The 18,828-nt window shown below is 46.1% G+C and carries 17 protein-coding genes and 1 pseudogene; 15 read left to right on the top strand and 3 right to left on the bottom strand.

Annotated features, from left to right (window positions below; translation table 11 throughout):
• Positions 1–421, top strand: a 421-nt coding sequence (locus DSOL_RS28065) for a BclA C-terminal domain-containing protein (protein ID WP_427854421.1), incomplete at its 5' end; no start/stop codon positions are given.
• A gap of 171 nt (positions 422–592) precedes the next feature.
• Positions 593–1,723, top strand: a complete 1,131-nt coding sequence (locus DSOL_RS16960; protein WP_075366008.1) for a glycosyltransferase family 2 protein — start codon at positions 593–595, stop codon at positions 1,721–1,723.
• A 531-nt stretch (positions 1,724–2,254) separates the two neighbouring features.
• On the opposite strand, the gene DSOL_RS16950 is transcribed toward DSOL_RS16960, so the two are convergent.
• Positions 2,255–3,241 carry a glycosyltransferase family 4 protein gene (locus tag DSOL_RS16950; RefSeq protein WP_075366007.1) on the bottom strand — a complete coding sequence of 329 codons (987 nt, stop codon included), beginning with the start codon at positions 3,239–3,241 and terminating at the stop codon, positions 2,255–2,257.
• Positions 3,242–3,373: 132 nt separating this feature from the next.
• On the opposite strand from DSOL_RS16950, the gene DSOL_RS16945 reads away from it, so the two are divergent.
• Positions 3,374–3,964, top strand: coding sequence for a methyltransferase domain-containing protein (locus DSOL_RS16945; protein ID WP_075366006.1), 591 nt, complete (start codon positions 3,374–3,376; stop codon positions 3,962–3,964).
• Here DSOL_RS16945 and DSOL_RS16940 read toward each other — a convergent pair.
• Positions 3,950–4,945 (bottom strand): glycosyltransferase family 4 protein, encoded by a 996-nt coding sequence (locus tag DSOL_RS16940; RefSeq protein WP_075366005.1) that lies wholly within the window; start codon positions 4,943–4,945, stop codon positions 3,950–3,952. The two genes, DSOL_RS16945 and DSOL_RS16940, sit on opposite strands and share 15 nt — an antisense overlap.
• 195 nt (positions 4,946–5,140) lie before the next feature.
• Here DSOL_RS16940 and DSOL_RS16935 point away from each other — a divergent pair, with 195 nt between their 5' ends.
• The 5 genes and pseudogenes from DSOL_RS16935 (at position 5,141) to wecB (ending at position 9,166) form a co-directional block, all read left to right on the top strand.
• Positions 5,141–6,199, top strand: coding sequence for an NAD-binding protein (locus DSOL_RS16935; RefSeq protein WP_075366004.1), 1,059 nt, complete (start codon positions 5,141–5,143; stop codon positions 6,197–6,199).
• 87 nt (positions 6,200–6,286) lie between these two features.
• Positions 6,287–7,207, top strand: a complete 921-nt coding sequence (locus DSOL_RS16930) for an NAD-dependent epimerase/dehydratase family protein (protein WP_075366003.1) — start codon at positions 6,287–6,289, stop codon at positions 7,205–7,207.
• The gene (locus DSOL_RS16925) at positions 7,207–7,911 is read left to right on the top strand and encodes a glycosyltransferase (RefSeq protein ID WP_075366002.1); all 705 of its coding nucleotides are present in this window, start codon (positions 7,207–7,209) and stop codon (positions 7,909–7,911) included. Before DSOL_RS16930 ends, DSOL_RS16925 begins: the two co-directional genes overlap by 1 nt.
• Positions 7,912–7,986: 75 nt before the next feature.
• A pseudogene (locus DSOL_RS30090) lies at positions 7,987–8,058 on the top strand (hypothetical protein); the annotation flags it as partial.
• 19 nt (positions 8,059–8,077) lie between these two features.
• Positions 8,078–9,166: a non-hydrolyzing UDP-N-acetylglucosamine 2-epimerase gene (gene wecB, locus DSOL_RS16915; protein ID WP_075366001.1), complete on the top strand. Its 1,089-nt coding sequence runs from the start codon at positions 8,078–8,080 to the stop codon at positions 9,164–9,166.
• Positions 9,167–9,309: 143 nt separating this feature from the next.
• Here wecB and DSOL_RS16910 read toward each other — a convergent pair whose 3' ends face one another.
• On the bottom strand, positions 9,310–10,227 hold the full coding sequence (locus DSOL_RS16910; RefSeq protein WP_075366000.1) for a CAP domain-containing protein: 918 nt from the start codon (positions 10,225–10,227) through the stop codon (positions 9,310–9,312).
• Between the two features lie 328 nt (positions 10,228–10,555).
• Between DSOL_RS16910 and DSOL_RS16905 the strand changes: the two genes are divergently transcribed.
• From DSOL_RS16905 to glmM, 7 genes are all read left to right on the top strand, one after another.
• Complete coding sequence (locus tag DSOL_RS16905; RefSeq protein ID WP_075365999.1) at positions 10,556–11,287, top strand: PIG-L deacetylase family protein; 732 nt, start codon at positions 10,556–10,558, stop codon at positions 11,285–11,287.
• Positions 11,288–12,436, top strand: a complete 1,149-nt coding sequence (locus DSOL_RS16900; protein WP_075365998.1) for a DUF362 domain-containing protein — start codon at positions 11,288–11,290, stop codon at positions 12,434–12,436.
• Between the two features lie 28 nt (positions 12,437–12,464).
• Positions 12,465–13,493, top strand: coding sequence for a DUF1786 domain-containing protein (locus DSOL_RS16895; protein ID WP_075365997.1), 1,029 nt, complete (start codon positions 12,465–12,467; stop codon positions 13,491–13,493).
• 209 nt (positions 13,494–13,702) lie between these two features.
• On the top strand, positions 13,703–14,515 hold the full coding sequence (gene cdaA, locus DSOL_RS16890) for a diadenylate cyclase CdaA (protein ID WP_075365996.1): 813 nt from the start codon (positions 13,703–13,705) through the stop codon (positions 14,513–14,515).
• A 3-nt stretch (positions 14,516–14,518) separates the two neighbouring features.
• Positions 14,519–15,757, top strand: coding sequence for a CdaR family protein (locus tag DSOL_RS16885; RefSeq protein ID WP_075365995.1), 1,239 nt, complete (start codon positions 14,519–14,521; stop codon positions 15,755–15,757).
• A 5-nt stretch (positions 15,758–15,762) separates the two neighbouring features.
• On the top strand, positions 15,763–17,364 hold the full coding sequence (locus DSOL_RS16880; protein WP_075365994.1) for an NAD(P)/FAD-dependent oxidoreductase: 1,602 nt from the start codon (positions 15,763–15,765) through the stop codon (positions 17,362–17,364).
• Positions 17,365–17,447: 83 nt separating this feature from the next.
• A complete protein-coding gene (gene glmM, locus DSOL_RS16875) occupies positions 17,448–18,785 on the top strand; it encodes a phosphoglucosamine mutase (RefSeq protein ID WP_075365993.1) in 1,338 nt (445 codons plus the stop codon).
• The last annotated feature ends 43 nt before the right edge of the window (positions 18,786–18,828 follow it).

Raw genomic sequence — 18,828 nt, 5'->3', positions numbered from 1 at the left:
AGGCCCAACCGGGTCAGGACTAGCTAGCTTTGGTTATGTATACGACCTTGCTATCTTGGCGAATGCGACAATCGCTGGCGGTAGTGATGTACCATTTAGTGATAATGGTCCTCTGACGAATATCACACACGTCGCTGGATCAACCACGATTACTGTTGTTACTACGGGTATTTACGAGATATTTTACAGCGTAAGCTTCACGGCTGGGCTGAATGCTTCATTCGCACTAACAGTAAATGGAACGGTAGATGCATCCACACCAGTTCCCGCTCTAGTAAGTGTTGGAGAAATCGCTGGTCAGGCTATTTTATCCCTTGTAGCTGGGGACCTGATTACCTTGCGGAATAACTCGCTTATTTCAGCGGTATTGGCTTTATCTCCATCCGTAGGAGCTCAATTTACTATTATACGTTTGAACTAACCTATTTTCGGAAAGCCTTCTACATTCAGTGGAAGGCTTCTTTTGGTTCGAAAGGAGTAAATAGCCCGAGGGCTACTTCTTTGCTATCTAGAGTTGGATAAGCTTCCACTTTTCAGTTCGTTGAATACCATAGAGTATGACTAAGATTATTACTTTGAGGTGGTTAGAAATATGGCTGATAATCACATAACTATCAGTTTGTGTATGATTGTTCGCAATGAGGAAAATACTGTTGCCCGGTGTCTAGATTCTGTTCAAGATATCGTTGACGAAATCGTTATTGTCGACACTGGTTCAACCGACCATACCAAAGAAATTATTCGTAGGTACACCGATAAAATCTTTGATTTTACTTGGATTGACGATTTTGCGGCGGCTCGGAACGATGCTTTTAGCCATGCCACGATGGAATATATCTTATGGCTGGATGCAGACGATGTTTTATTAGAACCAGATCGCTTAAAATTCTTAGCACTGAAAAAAAATCTTGATCCAATGATTGATGCAGTAAATATGCCTTACCTTTTGGCATTTGATCAATTTGGGAATGTGACCTTCAGTCTTCGTCGAAATAGGCTGGTTAAACGTAGCCGAAACTTTCAATGGATTGGATCCGTGCATGAATATTTAGAGGTTAGCGGACATGTCTTTAACAGTGATGTTGAGGTGGCCCATAAAGAAGAAGCACATAACTCTGACCGAAACCTCAACATTTATGAAAAACGTTTAGCACTAGGGAAATTCTTCACTCCACGTGACCTTTATTATTTTGCCAATGAGTTGTTCGATCATCGTCAGTATGAGAGAGCTGTTGAATTTTACAAGAAATTTCTAGATACGGGTAAGGGCTGGGTTGAAGATCAAATATCTACCTGTGGGAAACTTGCAGATTGCTTTCAAAATCTTGGAGATCATGAAAACGAACAGGCTTACCTTTTCAGATCCTTCGAATTTGATACACCAAGGGCTGAGTTTTGTTGTCGTTTAGGTTTTTATAACCTGCAAGGCGGAAAACTTAAACAAGCCACGTTTTGGTACAAATTAGCAACACAGATAGAAAAGCCTTTGGACAGTTGGGGACATATGTTTCATGCTTGTTGGACATGGCTTCCGCACCTCCAATTGTGTGTTTGTTACGATCGTTTAGGTCAGTATGCGTTGGCTTATGAACATAACGAAATAGCTAGAACATTTCGTCCGGAGGACCCTCAGATTATTCACAACAAGAATTATTTGGAGGGTGTGTTGGGATTAGGAAGGGTAGAAAAGGGAGAAATTAACAAGGAAATAGGGGATGAGTAGGAGAGGGTACAAGACTTCCATGATTTTTTCCCTTTTGTAGCTCCACACGGTCTAATTTTGTTGCATGATACTCATCCGGAAAAAGAAGAAATGATGCAACCCGGCTTAAGCGGGACGGCCTGTCAAGTGGTTGAAATATTAGCACAGGACACAAGCGCGTATGAATTAATGACTATTCCGGTTCCCCCTGGTTTAACAATTTTCCGTAAACGTCAGGGGCAATTATCGTGGCGAGAGTAAAAAATTATTTATTGCATAGTAAAAAAGGGCAGAGCACTAAACTCGACCCTTTTTTTTGTTTGTCTATCACTTGATAGAAAGAATCAGTTGCCAAAATTTCAGGAGATCCGCTAGGTTTTTCTCGGATTTTCAAGTGGAAACGACGGAGAGACTATAAAGAAAAACGGTCTGACGACAGAGAAATGTTCGATTGGGGTTTTCTAGTCTTTTTAATTTGCTAAAGAAAGAGAACAAAAACGCTACGCGGTAAGCACGATTGTTGAGAGTTTCGATATGCTCCCCTTGCTGTATTTAAAGGCTCAGCAAGAAAGCTTCTACTTGATCAGCAGTGCGTTGCCAAGACCAAGCTTGAGCGAAAAGATGGCCTGTGGCGGCTATACGCTGACGTTCGGCATCCTTTGTCAATAGGTCATAGATAGCTGTGCTTAGTTGTTCAATATCACTTGGGGGGACCAACAGACAGTTTTCACCGTTTCTAACGTAGTCACGAATTCCGCCACAATCGGTGGTCACTACGGCTGTACCGCAAGCCATCGCTTCAAGGGGAGGTAAACCAAACGCTTCAAAGTAAGAGGTGTAAACAAAGAGGTCTGCTTCAGCATATAGCTGGGCTAGCTCTTGATCTGTTGCCGTGGTCTTAATTCTGCAAGGAAAAGGGCTTGTAAAAATGGCGTTCTCAGGAATTGAAACGGTTAGCTCAAAATTAACCTGATCCTTCAAACGGTTTACGGCTTTTAAAAAGTCTGCGCCTCCTTTCCAAGTATAGCCAGAAGCGGGGTCGCGCATGATGTAGAAGATGTTTTTACAGCCTGTTTGCTCAGATGGTTTAGGATAAGGATGAAATGTCGAAGTGTCTACTCCAGCGGAGATAACCGTGCTTTCTAGGCCGGTTTCTTGGAGCAGTATTTGGCGGTGCCATTGAGATATAGACATGATTGGGGCACCGATTAGATAGGTCTGCTTGGCTGTTTCCGAATCGGGGACCCAGAGGGGTTCATACCCAAGACTGAGGCGTACTACCCGGCCTTTTTGGGATTCCCAGGCCGGCCTAACCGTTAAATAAAAATTAGGTAGTATAAAATCGGCTGAAGGAATGGAGGAAGGGGTTAATTCTTTCACTCGTCTTAGTTTTGCACGCAATGGCCAGACTTGGGGTCCATTTTCGGGCATGACCACTTCAATATCATGTCCTTTATCTACTAGGGCATTAGCTAAATGATACATAAAACGAGAACCCCCGCCCGTTTCTAAACTAAGAACGGGAAACACTATCTTCATGGTTTGTCCTCCCTTTGCTTTACGGTACTACAGATTATGCGTTTAAGTAGGCGCTTTGTGTGTCGGAAGGCACTTTAGGAGAAACTTTGAATAACATATTAATGGAATTAAAAATGGAAGGGTGTCCGGCCAGTGACAGTCAATGTCGTAAACCATCAAGATTTCCTCGTTACGATTAATGAACTTCTGTTAGATTCTCAGACGCTCTTAGATGTTGGTTGCGGTGTGGGTGCAACCCTGAAAGAATTTCATTGTCCTATAAAGATCGGTGTTGATGCGCATCGACCATATTTAGAGAATGTTAAGTTGGGTGAGCAGTTTATCAAACTCAATTTCACGGCAGAGCACCTTAGCGAACTATTTCTGCCAAAGTCCCTAGATAGTGTAACTTTAATTGATGTGATTGAGCATTTTAAAAAGGAGGTTGCTTTTAGTGTCCTGCGCCAGGTGGAGGAGATAGCCTCCAAAAAAGTCATTGTCTTTACACCAAGGGGTTTTTTTCAACAGATAGACGTTGATCATTACGGTTTAGGGGGAGAAAGCTATCAACGGCATCGATCGGGATGGGAGGTAGAGGATTTTCAAAAACTTGGTTACAATATTGTTGTTTTTAATAAGTTTCACGATCAGAGAAATTCAGCGTTCGTGAAGGTCTATGGCGAAAACGCTGAGCCTATCGATGCCCTATTAGCTTGGAAGGATTGCAGCCTAGTCATAGGTTAACTGTAGAAGTAAGGCTTCTACTTTATCGGCTGTATGCCGCCAGGTCCAGGGGAGGGCGAATTGTGAGCCGGCGAGAGCAAGCTGATTGCGTAACGTTTCTTGGGTTAACAATTGAGCTAGAGCTTGGGTGAGTTGTTTGATATCGCTGGGGGGGACAAGTAAACAGTTCTCCTTGTTTTTTGTGTAATCACGGTTACCGCCATTATCAGTAGTAACGACTGCCGTACCACAGGCCATGGCTTCTAAAGGGGGGAGGGCAAATGCTTCGAAGTAGGAGGTCGAAACGAAGATGTCTGCCTGAGCATAGAAATTAGCCATCTCAATGTCAGTATCAGCTTTTACGATCTTATAGGGTAGAGGTGCGTGGGAATGTATCCTCTCTGGGGTGACAACTCGGATGTCAAAGTCAGGAACGGACTGTGATAAATGCTGACAGGCTTCCCAAAAATCCTCGGCGCCCTTCCAAGTATAGCCATGGTCCTTCGAGCGCAGGATATAGGCAATGGTTAGGCGGTCGGTGGATTGGGATAGTTTGGGAAGGGGCTTAAAAACAGTGGTGTCAACCCCTCCAGGTATTACTGTGCTGTCCCGCCCCGTTCCTTGTAAGATCAATTGACGATGCCATTGAGATATGGAAATGATCGGCGCATCGATAAGATAAGAAGCCCGGGCTTTTTCTGTTTCATTCACCCATAAAGGTTCATAACCAAGGCTAAGTCGAACGACTCGGCCTTTTTTGGATTCCCAAGCTGGAAAAACAGTGGGATAGAAATTCGGGAGAAGGAAATCCGCAGGCGGTAGTGTACCTGGGGTAAGTTCTTTGACCCGGGTAATTTGTGTCCTCAGAGGCCAAGCTACGGAGGCGTTTTCAGGCAGTACGATTTCCACGTTGTGTCCTTTATCCACCAGTTCATTGGCTAACTGATAAATAAAGCGTGTTCCCCCTGTTTCCAAGCTTAGTACGGGAATAACTAGTTTCATAATTTTGCCCTCCTAATTTTGATGTGCAATTCGTTTTCCTTTCAGTGTATGTTACGCTCGGCATCAAGGTGGCAATAACGGCAGCTAAACTCGATATTGCATTTATTCTCTCAATGAGAAACATAGCGCTGTTGTGTCAACATTGAGAGGACTGCATAACTTATAGTGATAGGCTTGGGGAAGGATTGATCAAAAATGAAGATTTGTGTTGTGGGTTTGGGTAATATTGGCCTTAATCTTTTCACTTACCTTTGCCAGGAATTCTCAGGAGAGGTCATCGGGGTGGATGTGAATGAGAGTAGGGTCAAAGAATTACGGTCCAAGGGTTACAGGGTGACTGCGGATTATCGGAAGTTAACAGGGATCGATGTTTGGTTAATGGCTCCTTCCACTGGTAATCAGGGACAAAACTTATTTTCGGCTTTAGAACAAATGATAATCTGTCCAGGCTCTTTGATTTCCATTGAATCTACGTTGCCTCCAGGAACCATGAGGCGCGTACGTGAATTTTTGGAGGAAAAAGAGTTTACTATAGGAACGGATATTTTCTTGATCCATGTACCCCATAGGGTGATGTTTGGGGTTGATAAAACCGTTTGTGATACCCCGCGGGTGATAGGAGCCTTTACAAGTGCTTGTCTGGAAAGGGGACGTCAGTTTTATACCCCGTTGGTTCCCCTTCTAGTTGAAGTTTCCGATATCCGGGTGGCGGAGTTGTCTAAGGTGGTTGAGAATGTCAAGCGCTATGTTGATGTTGCCTTTGCTCAAGAAATTTACGGTTATTGTGTAGACCAGGGAATGGATTATGACGAGCTAAGACGGGCTGTAAATAGTAAAAATAACGTCGAACTGCTAGGTACCGACTGGGGCATTGGTGGGGAGTGTCTCCCCAAGGACATGGGTTTCTTACGAACGGTTTGTCATTCATCTTTGTTGGAAGGGGCAGAACAGGCGGATCAGGACTATCGAGATAGGATAGTGCACCAGTTAGGCAGTGGTAAGGAGGTCTTAGTCAGAGGGTTGAGTTATAAAACGGGGGTTAAGGATCTTAAGCATAGCAGAGGGGTTGGCTTAGTCAGAGCTTTAGAAGCTGCCGGAAATACTGTCTGGGTGGAAGATCCCTTGTTTACGGTTGAGGAACTAAGTGGAGCGGGTTTTAAGGCCTATGATGAGAGCGACCTGGGGATTGAAAAACAGGATGTGACGATGTATAGAGTTGTGTTGGAGCGGCAAAAAGCTTTAAACCCAAAATAAGGGCCCATTGGTTGTTTTGAGAAACAGCTTCAAAGTTGGACAATTTCTATAGCCAAAAAATAATTAGTTTAAAAGGGAGCAAAGATAATGGCCAAAATATTAGTAACGGGCAGTAAAGGGACGTTAGGCAGACGTTTAGCAGAGGTATTGAGAAATCGAGGGCATGAGGTTTGGGAAGTTGATCTACAACATCAACCTGGGGAAACGTATTTTAGGGCAGATATTGCTGAATATCGCCAGTTGGAACGTGTTTTTGAGCAAAGCTATGATTATGTCTTTCATTTAGCGGCCGAATTTGGCCGCATTAATGGAGAACATTATTATGACACGCTTTGGAAGACAAACGTCATCGGGACGCGGAACATTTTAGAATGGCAATTGAAAAAAGGTTTTAAGCTGATTTTTACTAGTTCCTCGGAAATCTACGGGGAAGCAGCAGAACCTCTTTTAACCGAAGATTTACCTTTGAAAAAGACCATTATTCAGCATAATGACTATGCCTTAAGCAAGTGGGCCAATGAAGTACAGATCTTAAATTTCGAAAAGAAATACCAATCCCCCATTGTTAGATTGCGTTTGTTTAATGCCTACGGTCCGGGGGAATATTATCATCCCTACCGCAGTGTTATTTGCCTTTTTGTCTATCGGGCCCTAAAGGGTATGCCTTATGATGTTTTCGAAGGATACTACCGTGTCTTTATGTATGTCGATGATTTAATCCCGACAATAGCCAACGTCGCTAATAATTTTAAACCAGGTGAGGTATATAACATCGGTGGAACGGAATACCGCAGTGTCAAAGATTTAAGCGATTTGGTGCTCAAATATACGGAGGGTGATCCGAAATTAGTCAATTATCTTCCAGAAGACAAGCACAATACGGTAAGTAAACGACCGGATATTTCCAAAGCGACGGCTGATCTTGGACATGACCCTAAGGTGAAGCTAGAAGAAGGATTACCCATAACCGTGGAGTGGATGAAGAAGATTTACCAGGAGGGTCGCTAATGTTGACGCCTAAAGTTAGTGTCGTCATCCCCACGTATAATCACGCCCGGTATCTGCGCTTTGCGCTTGACAGTGTAATCAATCAGAGTTATGCAAATCTGGAGGTTTTCGTCATTGATGATGGTTCCACCGATGGAACAGCCAAACTTGTGAAGCCCTATCGTTCAAAAATTAACTATATCTATAAAGAAAATGGGGGAACACCCAGCGCCTTAAATCTTGGGTTATCTCTGGCGACAGGTAAGTATATTGGCTGGTTAAGTGCAGATGACATTTTAATGGATGAAAAAGTGTCTAAACAGGTTGGACAGATGGAAAGTGATCCGAACCTAGGTTTTAGCTACACGAGCTTTGTGGTCATTGATGCCAACGGCAAAAAGCAATATGAGGTGAATTCACCTTATTATTCCGACAAACAGGAAATGGTGACAAAGCTCATGGAGGGCTGTTTTATTAACGGATCTTCCGTGATGATGAGAAGTTCTGCATTAAAGCAAATAGGGAATTTCGACGAAAGCTTGCCCCAAGCCCATGACTATGATTTGTGGTTCCGCTTTCTGCGCCATTATGCTTGCGGATTTCTGGAGGATCGTCTGTTGGCTTATCGATGGCACGGTAAAAATATGAGTCAAAACCCCAACGAAGCGTGTTCTGTGATTGTCAGAGAGAGAGCAAAACGACTTTTTCCCGAGTGGCTGAATTAAGGCAAGGAGGTGGAGCAATTGCTTTATTAACAACCGGATTGATCGAGAATATCGCAGTCTCCGGAGTAAGGCAGCAATAATGTCTCAGTCATTGACGAAAGCACCAATACTGTCATTGCCACCGTTGAGTTAGGTGGCAAACTATGAGTAGAAGGGAAACCCTGGGATGAAGATTATGACCATATTGGGGACACGTCCGGAAATTATTCGTTTAAGCCGGATTCTACCTCTCTTAGATACCCTTTGTGAGCATATCCTCGTGCATACCGGTCAGAACTTTGATCGGACGTTAACCGATATATTTTTTACTGACCTAAAGCTGCGGTCTCCAGATTACTTGCTTGACTGCCAGGCGTCGACGTTGATGGGCCAAATTGGTGAGATACTCCTCAAGTGTGAACAGGTGATGCTCCAGGAAAAACCTGACCGCCTGCTTATTTTAGGGGATACCAACAGCGCCTTGGCGGCGATGGTTGCTAAACGGCTGCGGATTCCGGTTTATCATATGGAGGCGGGTAACCGCTGTTATGATGACCGGGTACCGGAGGAAATCAATCGTCGAGTGGTGGATCATTGCAGCGATATATTACTGCCTTACACTGAACGAAGTCGGGCCAACCTGCTGAGGGAAGGGATTGAAGGGGAACGCATTTATGTAACGGGTAACCCAATTTGGGAAGTTCTAACCCATTGCGTAGATAGAATTGCACAAAGCCAGGCTCTGCAGACGGTGGGAGCGGTCTGCAAAGGCTATTTTCTAGTGACTTTACACCGAGCTGAAAATGTTGATGACGAGGAACGTCTGGCAAAATTCATAACCGCTTTTCATAGGTTATATGAAGAATACGGCTTGCCAATTATTTGCAGTCTTCATCCCCGTACTCGTTCTCAGTTGGAGAAGCAAAACAAGACTTTCGTAGGAACCGGCATCCAGGTCGTGGAACCTCTAGGGCTGTTTGATTTTGTGTGTTTGGAGCAAAATGCATACTGTGTTTTGAGCGATAGTGGGACAGTTCAAGAAGAGTGTTGTCTTTATAAAATACCAAATGTGACGTTACGGGATGTGACCGAGCGACCGGAAACATTAGAGGCTGGAAGTAATCTGATTGCCGGTTGTGAACCAGCAGCCATTTCGCGAGCCGTGAAAATGGTTTTGGGGCAGGGGTGGGATTGGGAGCCTCCGCCGGAATATTTGGTGAAAAACGTAAGCCGGAAAGTCGTGAAACTTCTTTTGGGCGGGCTCGAATACACGTAAAAGGCAGAGCCTTGGGTGAACCAAGGTTCTGCCTTTTTATGGGACATACCAAGAGAAGCTTGACAACTGATTTCCAATTAAATGCAACGCAAGTGATAGTGGCTAGAGTAGGCAAGATCGCACCTACTCTATTATTGTTTGACCTACTCTTGTAAGAATTCCTGAACGAATAGATTACCGTAAGCGCTTCCATAAGCAATTCCTACGCCGACATGTGTGAAGCGTGGGTCTAAAATATTAGCTCGGTGGCCAGGACTTTGCATAAGCGCTGCCATAGTCCCTGAAACGGATTTATTTCCAGCAATATTTTCTCCAGCCCAGCCGACGGTTAGCCCTACTTGTTGCATCATAGCCCAAGGGCTGCCGTAGGTTGGAGAGGTATGGTCAAAGTAATTGTTTGCCTTCATATCATTCGCTTTAGCGCGGCCCACTGCGCCTAGGCGAAGGTCTACCTTAACTGGACTTACACCGGCAGCGATCCGTTCTTGATTAATCATGTCCACCATGGATTGCTCATCGGCTGTTAATGCAGCAATGGTAGGAATGACCGGGATAGCGGGTGTCGTCGAAGGGGGAGTAGAAGAAGAGACGGTGGGCGAAGTAGTGGTTGTAGTGGTAGGAACGGTAGTAGTTGTGGTAGGGACGATAGGAATAGTGGTAGAAGTTGGAGTTGGAGTTGGAGTAGAAGAGGGAGTAGAAGCTATAGGAAGAGTATTGGGTTGGTTAAGAATCGTTTTCAACGACACGACACTTCCGCTGCGGTTGTTCGGCAAAGTACCGATATTGATCATCTGATATTGTGGTGTCGAGTTTTGAATGATCGTGGTGGTTGGCGTTGAAACCGTAGTTTGGGTTCCTCGAGCGGCAGTAGTAGTTGGAGCGGAAATCGGAGTGGAAGTGACCTGAGTTGTCGTAGGAACGGAAGACCGAAGTATAACCACAGAGCCTGATAAGGTCTGTGGAGCGCCTATATTAACGGCGGCTTGTACTGGTAAAGCGACAGCGGTCATCAGAATACCAATTTGAAGTCCCATTATGAATTTTAAAGTCTTCTTTTTCATGAGTGAATCCTCCTTGTGATCATTAATGCTTGTTCTTGCTGGAGACAACTGCAGTATAACATGGTAAGTTGTCTCTGGAAACGGTAATTTATTCCAAGTAAAAAACCTTTTAAATGGCTGCTTCAATGAATTTCAAAATGATAGCTCATGGGCACATTGGAGATGGGCGTCAAATTTCCCTCTATGAAAAAAAAAGGCTATAATAAGGCTTGTAATTCAAATCAATGATTGATTGCTATATTGACAAACTGCGGAGAAAAATTGATGAGTTGTTAACACCTAAACTATTGAAGATACTAAATGTCCATGAAAAGAAGGGGCGTAAACTATGGCAAAAAGAATGCTACTGATCTTTGCCCATCCAGATGACGAATCATTTGCCTTGGGTGGAACAATCGCTAAATACACTGAAAAAGGGGTAGAGGTTACCCTTGTAGCCGCAACAAAGGGAGAAGCTGGCAAGACTGCGGGGATCTGTAAGCCTGAAGAAGTGGGCCTTGTGCGAGAACAGGAATTACGGCGCGCGGCAAAGGTCCTAGGAATCTCAGAGGTGATCTTTTTAGGGTATCGTGATAAGGAAGTCCCCTTTGCGCCCCCGCTTAAAATCGTCGAAAGTCTCGTTCGAATCATACGAGATATTCGTCCTCAAGTGATCATTACGTTTGGCGAAGACGGTGCATCCGGACACCGGGATCATCGGGCGATTCACCACTTTACGAAAGCAGCTATTAAACTTGCCCAGGAGCCAGTGGAGCCGGAGTGGGGGAAAGCCTATACTCTGCCCCGGCTTTGCTACGTCAAGCCCGGCTGGAAGTTTACGAAGGAACAACTTCAAGATGTGGATTATGTGATCTCGATTGCACCCTGGGCGGAGCGAAAATGGCAGGCGATTTCAGAGCATCGGACTCAAATGGGATCGCGACAGAAGTTTGAGAATCTGGAAGAAAGGCAAAAGCAGGATTATTTGAGCCGGGAGTATTTTCGATGTGATCAGGAATTAGGTGCCTTGCCAGGACGAGGAGAGGATATCTTTCAGGATTTAGAGAGGGTGGAATCTTAAGTGCAGGCAAAAGTTGTTTTAAAATATTGCCCAGACTATACAGCCAATGTGGAACAGAGTTTGCGGGAGGGGCTGGCGGAATGGGGCGGGATGTCTGAGTTTGTGAAGCCGGGCCAAAAGGTTTTGCTGAAAGTGAACCTGCTCATGAAGAAACGACCGGAAGAAGCGGTAACGACTCATCCCAGTGTTGTAGAGGCCGTGGTTCGGCTTGTTCAGGAGGCGGGTGGGATTCCGATTATTGGGGATAGTCCGGGTGGGCCTTATACGGTAAGTGCACTTCAGGCCATCTACAGTCGCTCGGGTCTTCTTGAAGTTGCTGAACGGACTGGAGCAATGCTCAATGAAGATGTAGGACAAACGACAATCCAGTACCCCGAGGGGAAACTAGCTAAAAGTATGACCGTGACTAATTGTGTTCTCAATGCTGATGTCGTTATTCCCCTCTCTAAACTAAAGACGCATGGCATGATGACCTTTACCGGAGCTGTGAAGATTCTCTTTGGGGTTATTCCCGGCCTGCTTAAAGCAGAATATCACTTGAAAATGTTCAAGATTCCAGACTTTGCGGACCTTTTGGTGGATATTGCGACTTGGGTAAAACCTTCCTTAAGTATTATGGACGGAATTGTGGGGATGGAAGGGGATGGTCCTTCGGCTGGTAAACCTCGCAACATCGGTGCCTTAATTTTAAGTACGGATCCCTTCGCCCTCGATGTCGTAGCCGCGGATCTGATCGGCTTAAAGCCAGAAAAAGTTCCGACCGTGATGGCAGCTCGCGGTCGAGGCCTTATCAGTCGGCTAGATGAACTTCAATTAATAGGGGATGCACGCTCGCTGTGGCGAATTCAAGATTTTGTGATTCCCAAAGCGGTTTCCACTAATTTCTTAGATATGGTTCCCCTTCCCCGCAAGGTAAAGGGATTTGTGCTCAACCGTGTGCGCCCTCGACCAGTCTTCGAACATCAGATGTGTGTGGGATGCTTGGATTGTGTTAATAATTGCCCGCCCAAGGCGTTAACTGTTGACGAGAATAAGCGTCCAATCGTTGATTTGGAAGCTTGTATTCGCTGTTTTTGCTGTCAGGAGCTTTGCCCGCGGCAAGCTGTAACGATTTACAAACCTTGGATCGGGAGAAAACTAATCAAATAGTCTCAACATGCCAGGGGAGGAAATGTAAATGACAGAAAGTGTTTTAGTGATTGATGTCGGATCCGGCACCCAGGATATCCTTCTCTATCAGCCGGAGAAGACGATAGAAAACTGTCCAAAGTTTATCGTTCCGAGCCGAACCCAGACTGTGGCGGCGCAGATTCGAAAAGCCACAGCTCAAGGCAAGGATATCTTTTTAAAGGGTCATCTGATGGGTGGAGGAGCATGCGCTCTAGCCCTAAAAAAGCATTTAACGTCAGGTCTCAAAGCCTATGTCACTCCTCAGGCAGCCTTAACGTTTAATGATAATTTGGCTCGCGTAGAGGGTATGGGAATCGTGCTGCGCGAAGACGTTTCTGAATCGGAATCCGTCACTTCCATTTGGTTGGGGGATGTTGATACATTTTCTTTGAGACAGGCTATCGAAGCGTTTAGCTTGGAGTATCCTCAGAAGCTGGCAGTTGCTCTCCAAGATCACGGTTTCAGTGTAACCGAAAGCAACCGAATTCTGCGCTTCAGGCTCTGGGAGGAGTTTGTGCTGCAAGGGGGAGATTTACGCAAGCTTGTGTTCACCCAGGATATTCCTGAGGTATACACTCGGATGCGTGCGGTCCGGGAGATTGTGCCTAAGAGCATCGTGACAGATACTGGGACAGCAGCGCTCTTGGGAATCATGGCTGATCCCTTAGTAAAGCCTCACCTGAACCAAGGAATCTTAGCCGTCAATATTGGAAATTCTCATACCCTCGCCGCAGCTATTCGCGGGGATCGGGTCTATGGGATTTTTGAACAACACACCAGTATGCTTAATTTAGAGTCTCTCGCCCAATGCATTCAGCGTTTTCAAGCCACTGAATTAACCAATGCCGAAGTTTTCGAACAAGGGGGGCATGGTGCAACCCTTCATCCACAAATGCAGCCTGGCTGGGACTTTGTCGTGGTAACCGGTCCCCGCAGAAGTCTGGCAAAACCACTCTGCTGGTATGAAGCAGCCCCCTTTGGGGATATGATGTTAACAGGGTGTTTTGGGCTGCTGGCTGGTATGGGGATAATTTAGGATTATTTTAAAAAAATATTTAAATCGGCAAGGGTTTTTTACATAAACAGAGAATCAAGTATAAATAGTCGGCGGATTCGTGACGTATTCTTTATGCCAGTCAGAAAGTATTAATTTCTGGTGGCATAAGTGCAACTAAGGCGGTCGCCTTCGCTAAGGCTTGACGCCAGCCAAGTTTTCTTTATGAGCACAAGAAAGGGGGGGAGACCGTGGCAGAATTCTTATCTCAATTTCGTAATTTCGGATGGCTGGACGCTATCGACATTGTGGTAGTGACAGTGGTCTTCTACCAATTCTACATGCTCATTAAACGTACGCGTGCTGTGCAGTTGGTGAAGGGAGTGATGGTTCTTCTGGCTATCTCTTTGCTGGCCAAGTACTTTCAGCTTAGAACCATCAGTTGGTTATTGGATAAACTGTTCCAGATGTTTGTCTTTGCTATACCGGTTGTTTTTCAGCCTGAGCTTAGAAAGGTTTTAGAACAACTAGGCCGAGGGAGATTTTTGACTCGTCATCCCTCGACTCCTGGAATCGATACTCTGGAACAAGTGGTGGAAGAATTGGTGCGTTGCACGCAAGTGCTTTCTAAAACACGCATCGGGGCTCTGATTGTGATTGAACGGAAAACAGGAGTGCAAGACTTTGTAGAAACCGGAATTAAGATCGACGGGATGGTTTCTTCAGAATTTCTGGTCAATGTTTTCATCCCGAATACCCCGCTTCATGATGGAGCCGTGATTATCCGGCAAGATCGTGTAGCGGCTGCGGGGTGCTTTCTGCCGTTATCCGAAAATCCCAATATCCAAAAAGACTTGGGTACCCGTCATCGGGCGGCCTTAGGGTTGACGGAAATTACGGATGCCTTAGCTATTGTGGTCTCCGAGGAAACCGGGGCAATTTCTGTCGGGATTGATGGAGCACTGACGCGCTTTATGGATGATAAAATGTTGCGAGAATTGTTGTTAAGGGAACTGGAGATCAAGAGTACCCCCTTATCAATCATTCCATTTTGGAGGTGGTAGCCCATGCATAAAATGTTTCGGCGAAACCTCGGAATCAAGATAATCTCGTTTCTTTTTGCGATTCTCTTTTGGCTTTTCGTCATGAACCAAGGGGCAACGGATAAGCTCATCGCAGATCAGACTTTGACGATTCCGCTCGTAGCCAATGGATTGCATCAGAATATGGTGGTTATGACCCAGCTTCCTTTGGTTCGAGTTCGTGTGCAAGGGATCAACCCTAGTGCCAATATTAAAGACATCTATGCTCAGATTGATCTTTCAGGTGGAGTGCCAGGGGAACGCAGTTATATCATTAAAGTCAACTCCCCGCCGGGAACCAATGTAGTTGACCTTCAACCGTCCAGCATTAAATTGCTCCTAGATAGTGTTCAAGAGAAGATGGTTCCAGTTGTGGCTACGGTGACGGGTAACCCTGCAGACGGTTATCAGGTGGGTAGCACTCTTGTCAGGCCTTCGGCGGTCAATGTGCGCGGACCAAGTTCTATTCTTGGCACGCTAGACAAGGTGACCACGGAAATCAGTGTGACCGGTGCCAAAGATACGATTCAAGTTTCCAGGCCCGTAAGTTTTCGAGATAAAGAGGGTAAACCTATTTTCGGGCCGAATCCGAGTGCTGATATTTTGAGTGCTTATCCAAATACGGTCGACGTGATTGTTCCGGTCATGACCAAAGGGCTTTCCTCGAAGATGATTCCTTTGAAAGTAACCAGTACAGGAACACCAGCTCAAGGTAAGGCCTTACGCTCCTTAGTTCCCTCCCCAACTAGTGTCCAGGTTTTAGGTACTCCTCAGGCTTTGAAAGGGTTTGATTCCTTGAACCTTGGACCCGTGGATATTAGTAATCTTGCGGAAGATAAGACGTTTCAGATTTCGATTGATAAGGTGATATTACCACAGGGGGTTTCGTTTTTTGATGGAACCACTTTGAGTATTATTGCGCAAATTGGGCCGGGGGTGATCCAGAAGGGGATTTCCGGCGTACCGGTTCAAATCCGAAATGTTGGCACTGGCTTAGACATAGGCCAGTCTGTGCCCCCCATTGATATTGTAGTGGAAGGTCTTTCAGATAGTTTAAAGAATTTAACTCCAGATCAGATTCAACTGTGGGTGGACGCTTCTGGACAGGCGGTTGGAAGTTATCCGGATACCAAAGTTTATTGGCAACTCCCACCGGGGGTAACCATGCCTACAACCCCACAAGTGAGCTACAGTCTCAAAGCTCACTTGGCAAAAGGAGAATAATTTTCGTGGATTTACTATGGACAAATTTGAGGATTCCTGTCGAAGAGGATTCCCTGCTACTGACAACCATCGCTCGTAAGTTAAACGTACCAGAACAAAGCATTAGCGGTCTTCGCTTTGCACGCCGTTCCTTGGATGCCCGTAAAAAACCCCATCTCGTTTTCGTCTATACGATTCAGCTGTCTCTTAATGTGCCGAACACTGAAGTGAGTCGCATTTTAGCACGGGTTCCGGGGATCAAGGAAGTTCAGCCTGAGGAACCCGTGCTTTGGCCTAAGCCCAGTAAAAAGCTCAAATCTCGTCCTGTGGTGATCGGAGCTGGACCGGCAGGGTATTTTGCCGCCTTAGCCTTAGCCCGCAGAGGGTATGCCCCGCTTGTTTTGGAACGCGGTGATCGAATCGAGGAACGTACTCGCAAAGTTCAGGAATTTTGGGATGCTGGGACGTTGGACACTGAGAGCAATGTTCAATTTGGAGAAGGCGGAGCGGGAACGTTCTCAGATGGTAAACTCACCACTCGGATTCAGGATCGACGAATTGCGGACGTTTTGGATACATTCGTCAAGCACGGGGCCCCCGCTGAGATCCTTTTCTTAGCTAAGCCGCACATCGGAACGGATATTCTGAAAGAAGTGGTCAGAGGGATTCGGGAAGAAATCAAAGCTTTAGGCGGCGAAATCCGTTTCCGGTCTAAAGTAACCGGCTTAATCCCGTCGGGAGACCGTCTGCAAAGGGTCGTCGTAAACGGTGGGGAAGAAATCCCCACAGAAGCTGCTATTCTGGCTATTGGGCACAGTGCGCGAGATGTTTATGAATTCCTATTTAATTCTAATATTGCCCTAGAGAAAAAAGGGTTTGCCATAGGCCTGCGTGTCGAACACCCTCAGGCACTGATCAATCTGTCTCAGTATGGAGTTGAGGAGCATCCTCATGTGGGACCAGCCGATTATCAGTTGACGTTTCAGGATGTGAGGACAGGTCGAGGAGCTTACGCTTTTTGCATGTGTCCCGGCGGAAGGGTCGTGGCAGCTGCTTCGGAAGAGGGCGGGGTTGTCACAAACGGGATGAGCGGATATGCTCGGGATACGAACATTGCTAACAGTGCGATCGTTGTAACCGTCGGTGCGGACGACTTTCCGACAGCACATCCCTTGGCCGGTCTGGAGTTTCAGAGGGAATGGGAACACAAGGCGTTTTTGGCAGGCGGAAAGGAATATCGGGCTCCGGCTCAACGGGTTGTCGATTTTTTGGCAGGGCGTGTGTCGGAGCACTTTGACCTGCCAGCCACGTATACCCCTGGTATTGTGCCATGTGAGTTACATTCCGTCCTGCCGGCTCCAGTAGGGGATGTGTTAAACCGTGCACTCCGGGTATTCAATGGTAAAATTAAAGGGTTTGCTGGAGAAAAGGCGACCTTGACTGGAATAGAGACAAGGACAAGTTCTCCCATTCGCATTGTGCGCAATGGGCAGGGGGAATCTTTAAGCATGGCAGGGCTATATCCAGCGGGGGAAGGAGCCGGATATGCCGGGGGGATTACAAGTGCTGCCGTGGATGGATTAAGAATGGCGGAGAATCTTATGGCGCAATATGCCAAGGTAGAGTAAAATAGAAATGTTATCGATGGGTTGAGATTTGAGAACATTTAGGTCGCAGATAAATAAACTAGAGAGGAAAGGAGGGAAATGACTTGGGTCGACTCTTTGGGACCGATGGGGTACGTGGCGTGGCCAACAGTCAACTGACATCGGACCTCGCTTTTCGCCTTGGGCAAGCAGGTGCCTATGTCTTGAGTAAGGAGCATCCACACCCCCGAATTGTGATCGGCAAAGATACCCGGATTTCTGGAGATATGCTGGAGTCGGCACTTATCGCCGGAATTTGCTCTGTCGGAGCGGATGTTTTGCGGGTGGGTGTTTTACCAACCCCGGGAATTGCCCTTTTAACACGAACCCTTGGTGTTAGTGCTGGGGTTGTGATTTCGGCGTCCCATAACCCTGTCCAAGATAACGGAATTAAATTCTTTGATTCGACCGGGTATAAATTACCGGATGCCATCGAAGATGAAATTGAAAGTATTGTTTTAAGTGAGGAAAAACCTTGGGAGGTTCCGATTGGTGGCGAGGTCGGTCGGGTAATTGAGGTAACCGATGCGGGACGACGTTACATGGATTTCCTTAAAAGTGCCGTGGGACGTCTGGATGGGCTTAAAGTCGTCTTGGATTGTGCCAACGGAGCAGCATCCTACGTAGGACCAGAGGTTTTGCGAGAATTCGGAGTCGAGGTCATTCCCATTTTTAATACGCCAGACGGCGTGAATATTAACGTTGGTTGCGGTTCAACTCATCCTGAACAATTACAACGGGTAGTCTTGGAACATGGTGCCGACTTGGGGCTGGCCAATGACGGAGATGCTGACCGTCTCATCGTGGTGGATGAACACGGTACCATTTTAGATGGAGATTTTATCATGGTTATTTGTGCTTTGGCCCAAAAGGAGAAGGGGACCTTAGCTAATAATGCCGTTGTCGTCACCGTCATGAGTAATCTAGGTTTACATCTTGCCCTCAAAGAGGCCGGAATCACGATCCATCAGACGCAAGTTGGGGATCGCTATGTCATGGAAGAATTGCTTAGAACAGGAGCGAAGCTCGGTGGAGAGCAGTCCGGACATATTATTTTCTTAGACCACAACACAACAGGGGATGGATTATTGACCGCCCTTCATTTGTTGGCCGTTATTAAGGAACGAAAAGTTCCACTCTCTAAGCTTGCTGCGCAAATGGTGCGCTTACCCCAGGTACTACTTAATGCTAAGGTCCAACATAAAGACCGCTTAATGTTGGATGAGAAGGTACTAGCTAAAGTAGAAGAAGCTGAGCGAGTTCTCGGCGACCGAGGGAGAGTGTTGGTGCGTCCCTCTGGTACAGAGCCGCTGATTCGGGTGATGGTCGAAGGCACTGACCAAGAAAAATTAAGGCAACTTGCGCAAGGAGTTATTGACATCATTGTGGAATGTGATGCATAAAGATACCATTGGATAACTTTTAAGAATTCGCGTATAATGGTTC

It is taken from the genome of Desulfosporosinus metallidurans (genome assembly GCF_001936615.1).
In the GTDB taxonomy this organism is placed as follows: domain Bacteria; phylum Bacillota; class Desulfitobacteriia; order Desulfitobacteriales; family Desulfitobacteriaceae; genus Desulfosporosinus; species Desulfosporosinus metallidurans.
Note: the sequence above shows the minus strand (reverse complement) of the source record. Positions and strands in the feature narration are given on the sequence as shown.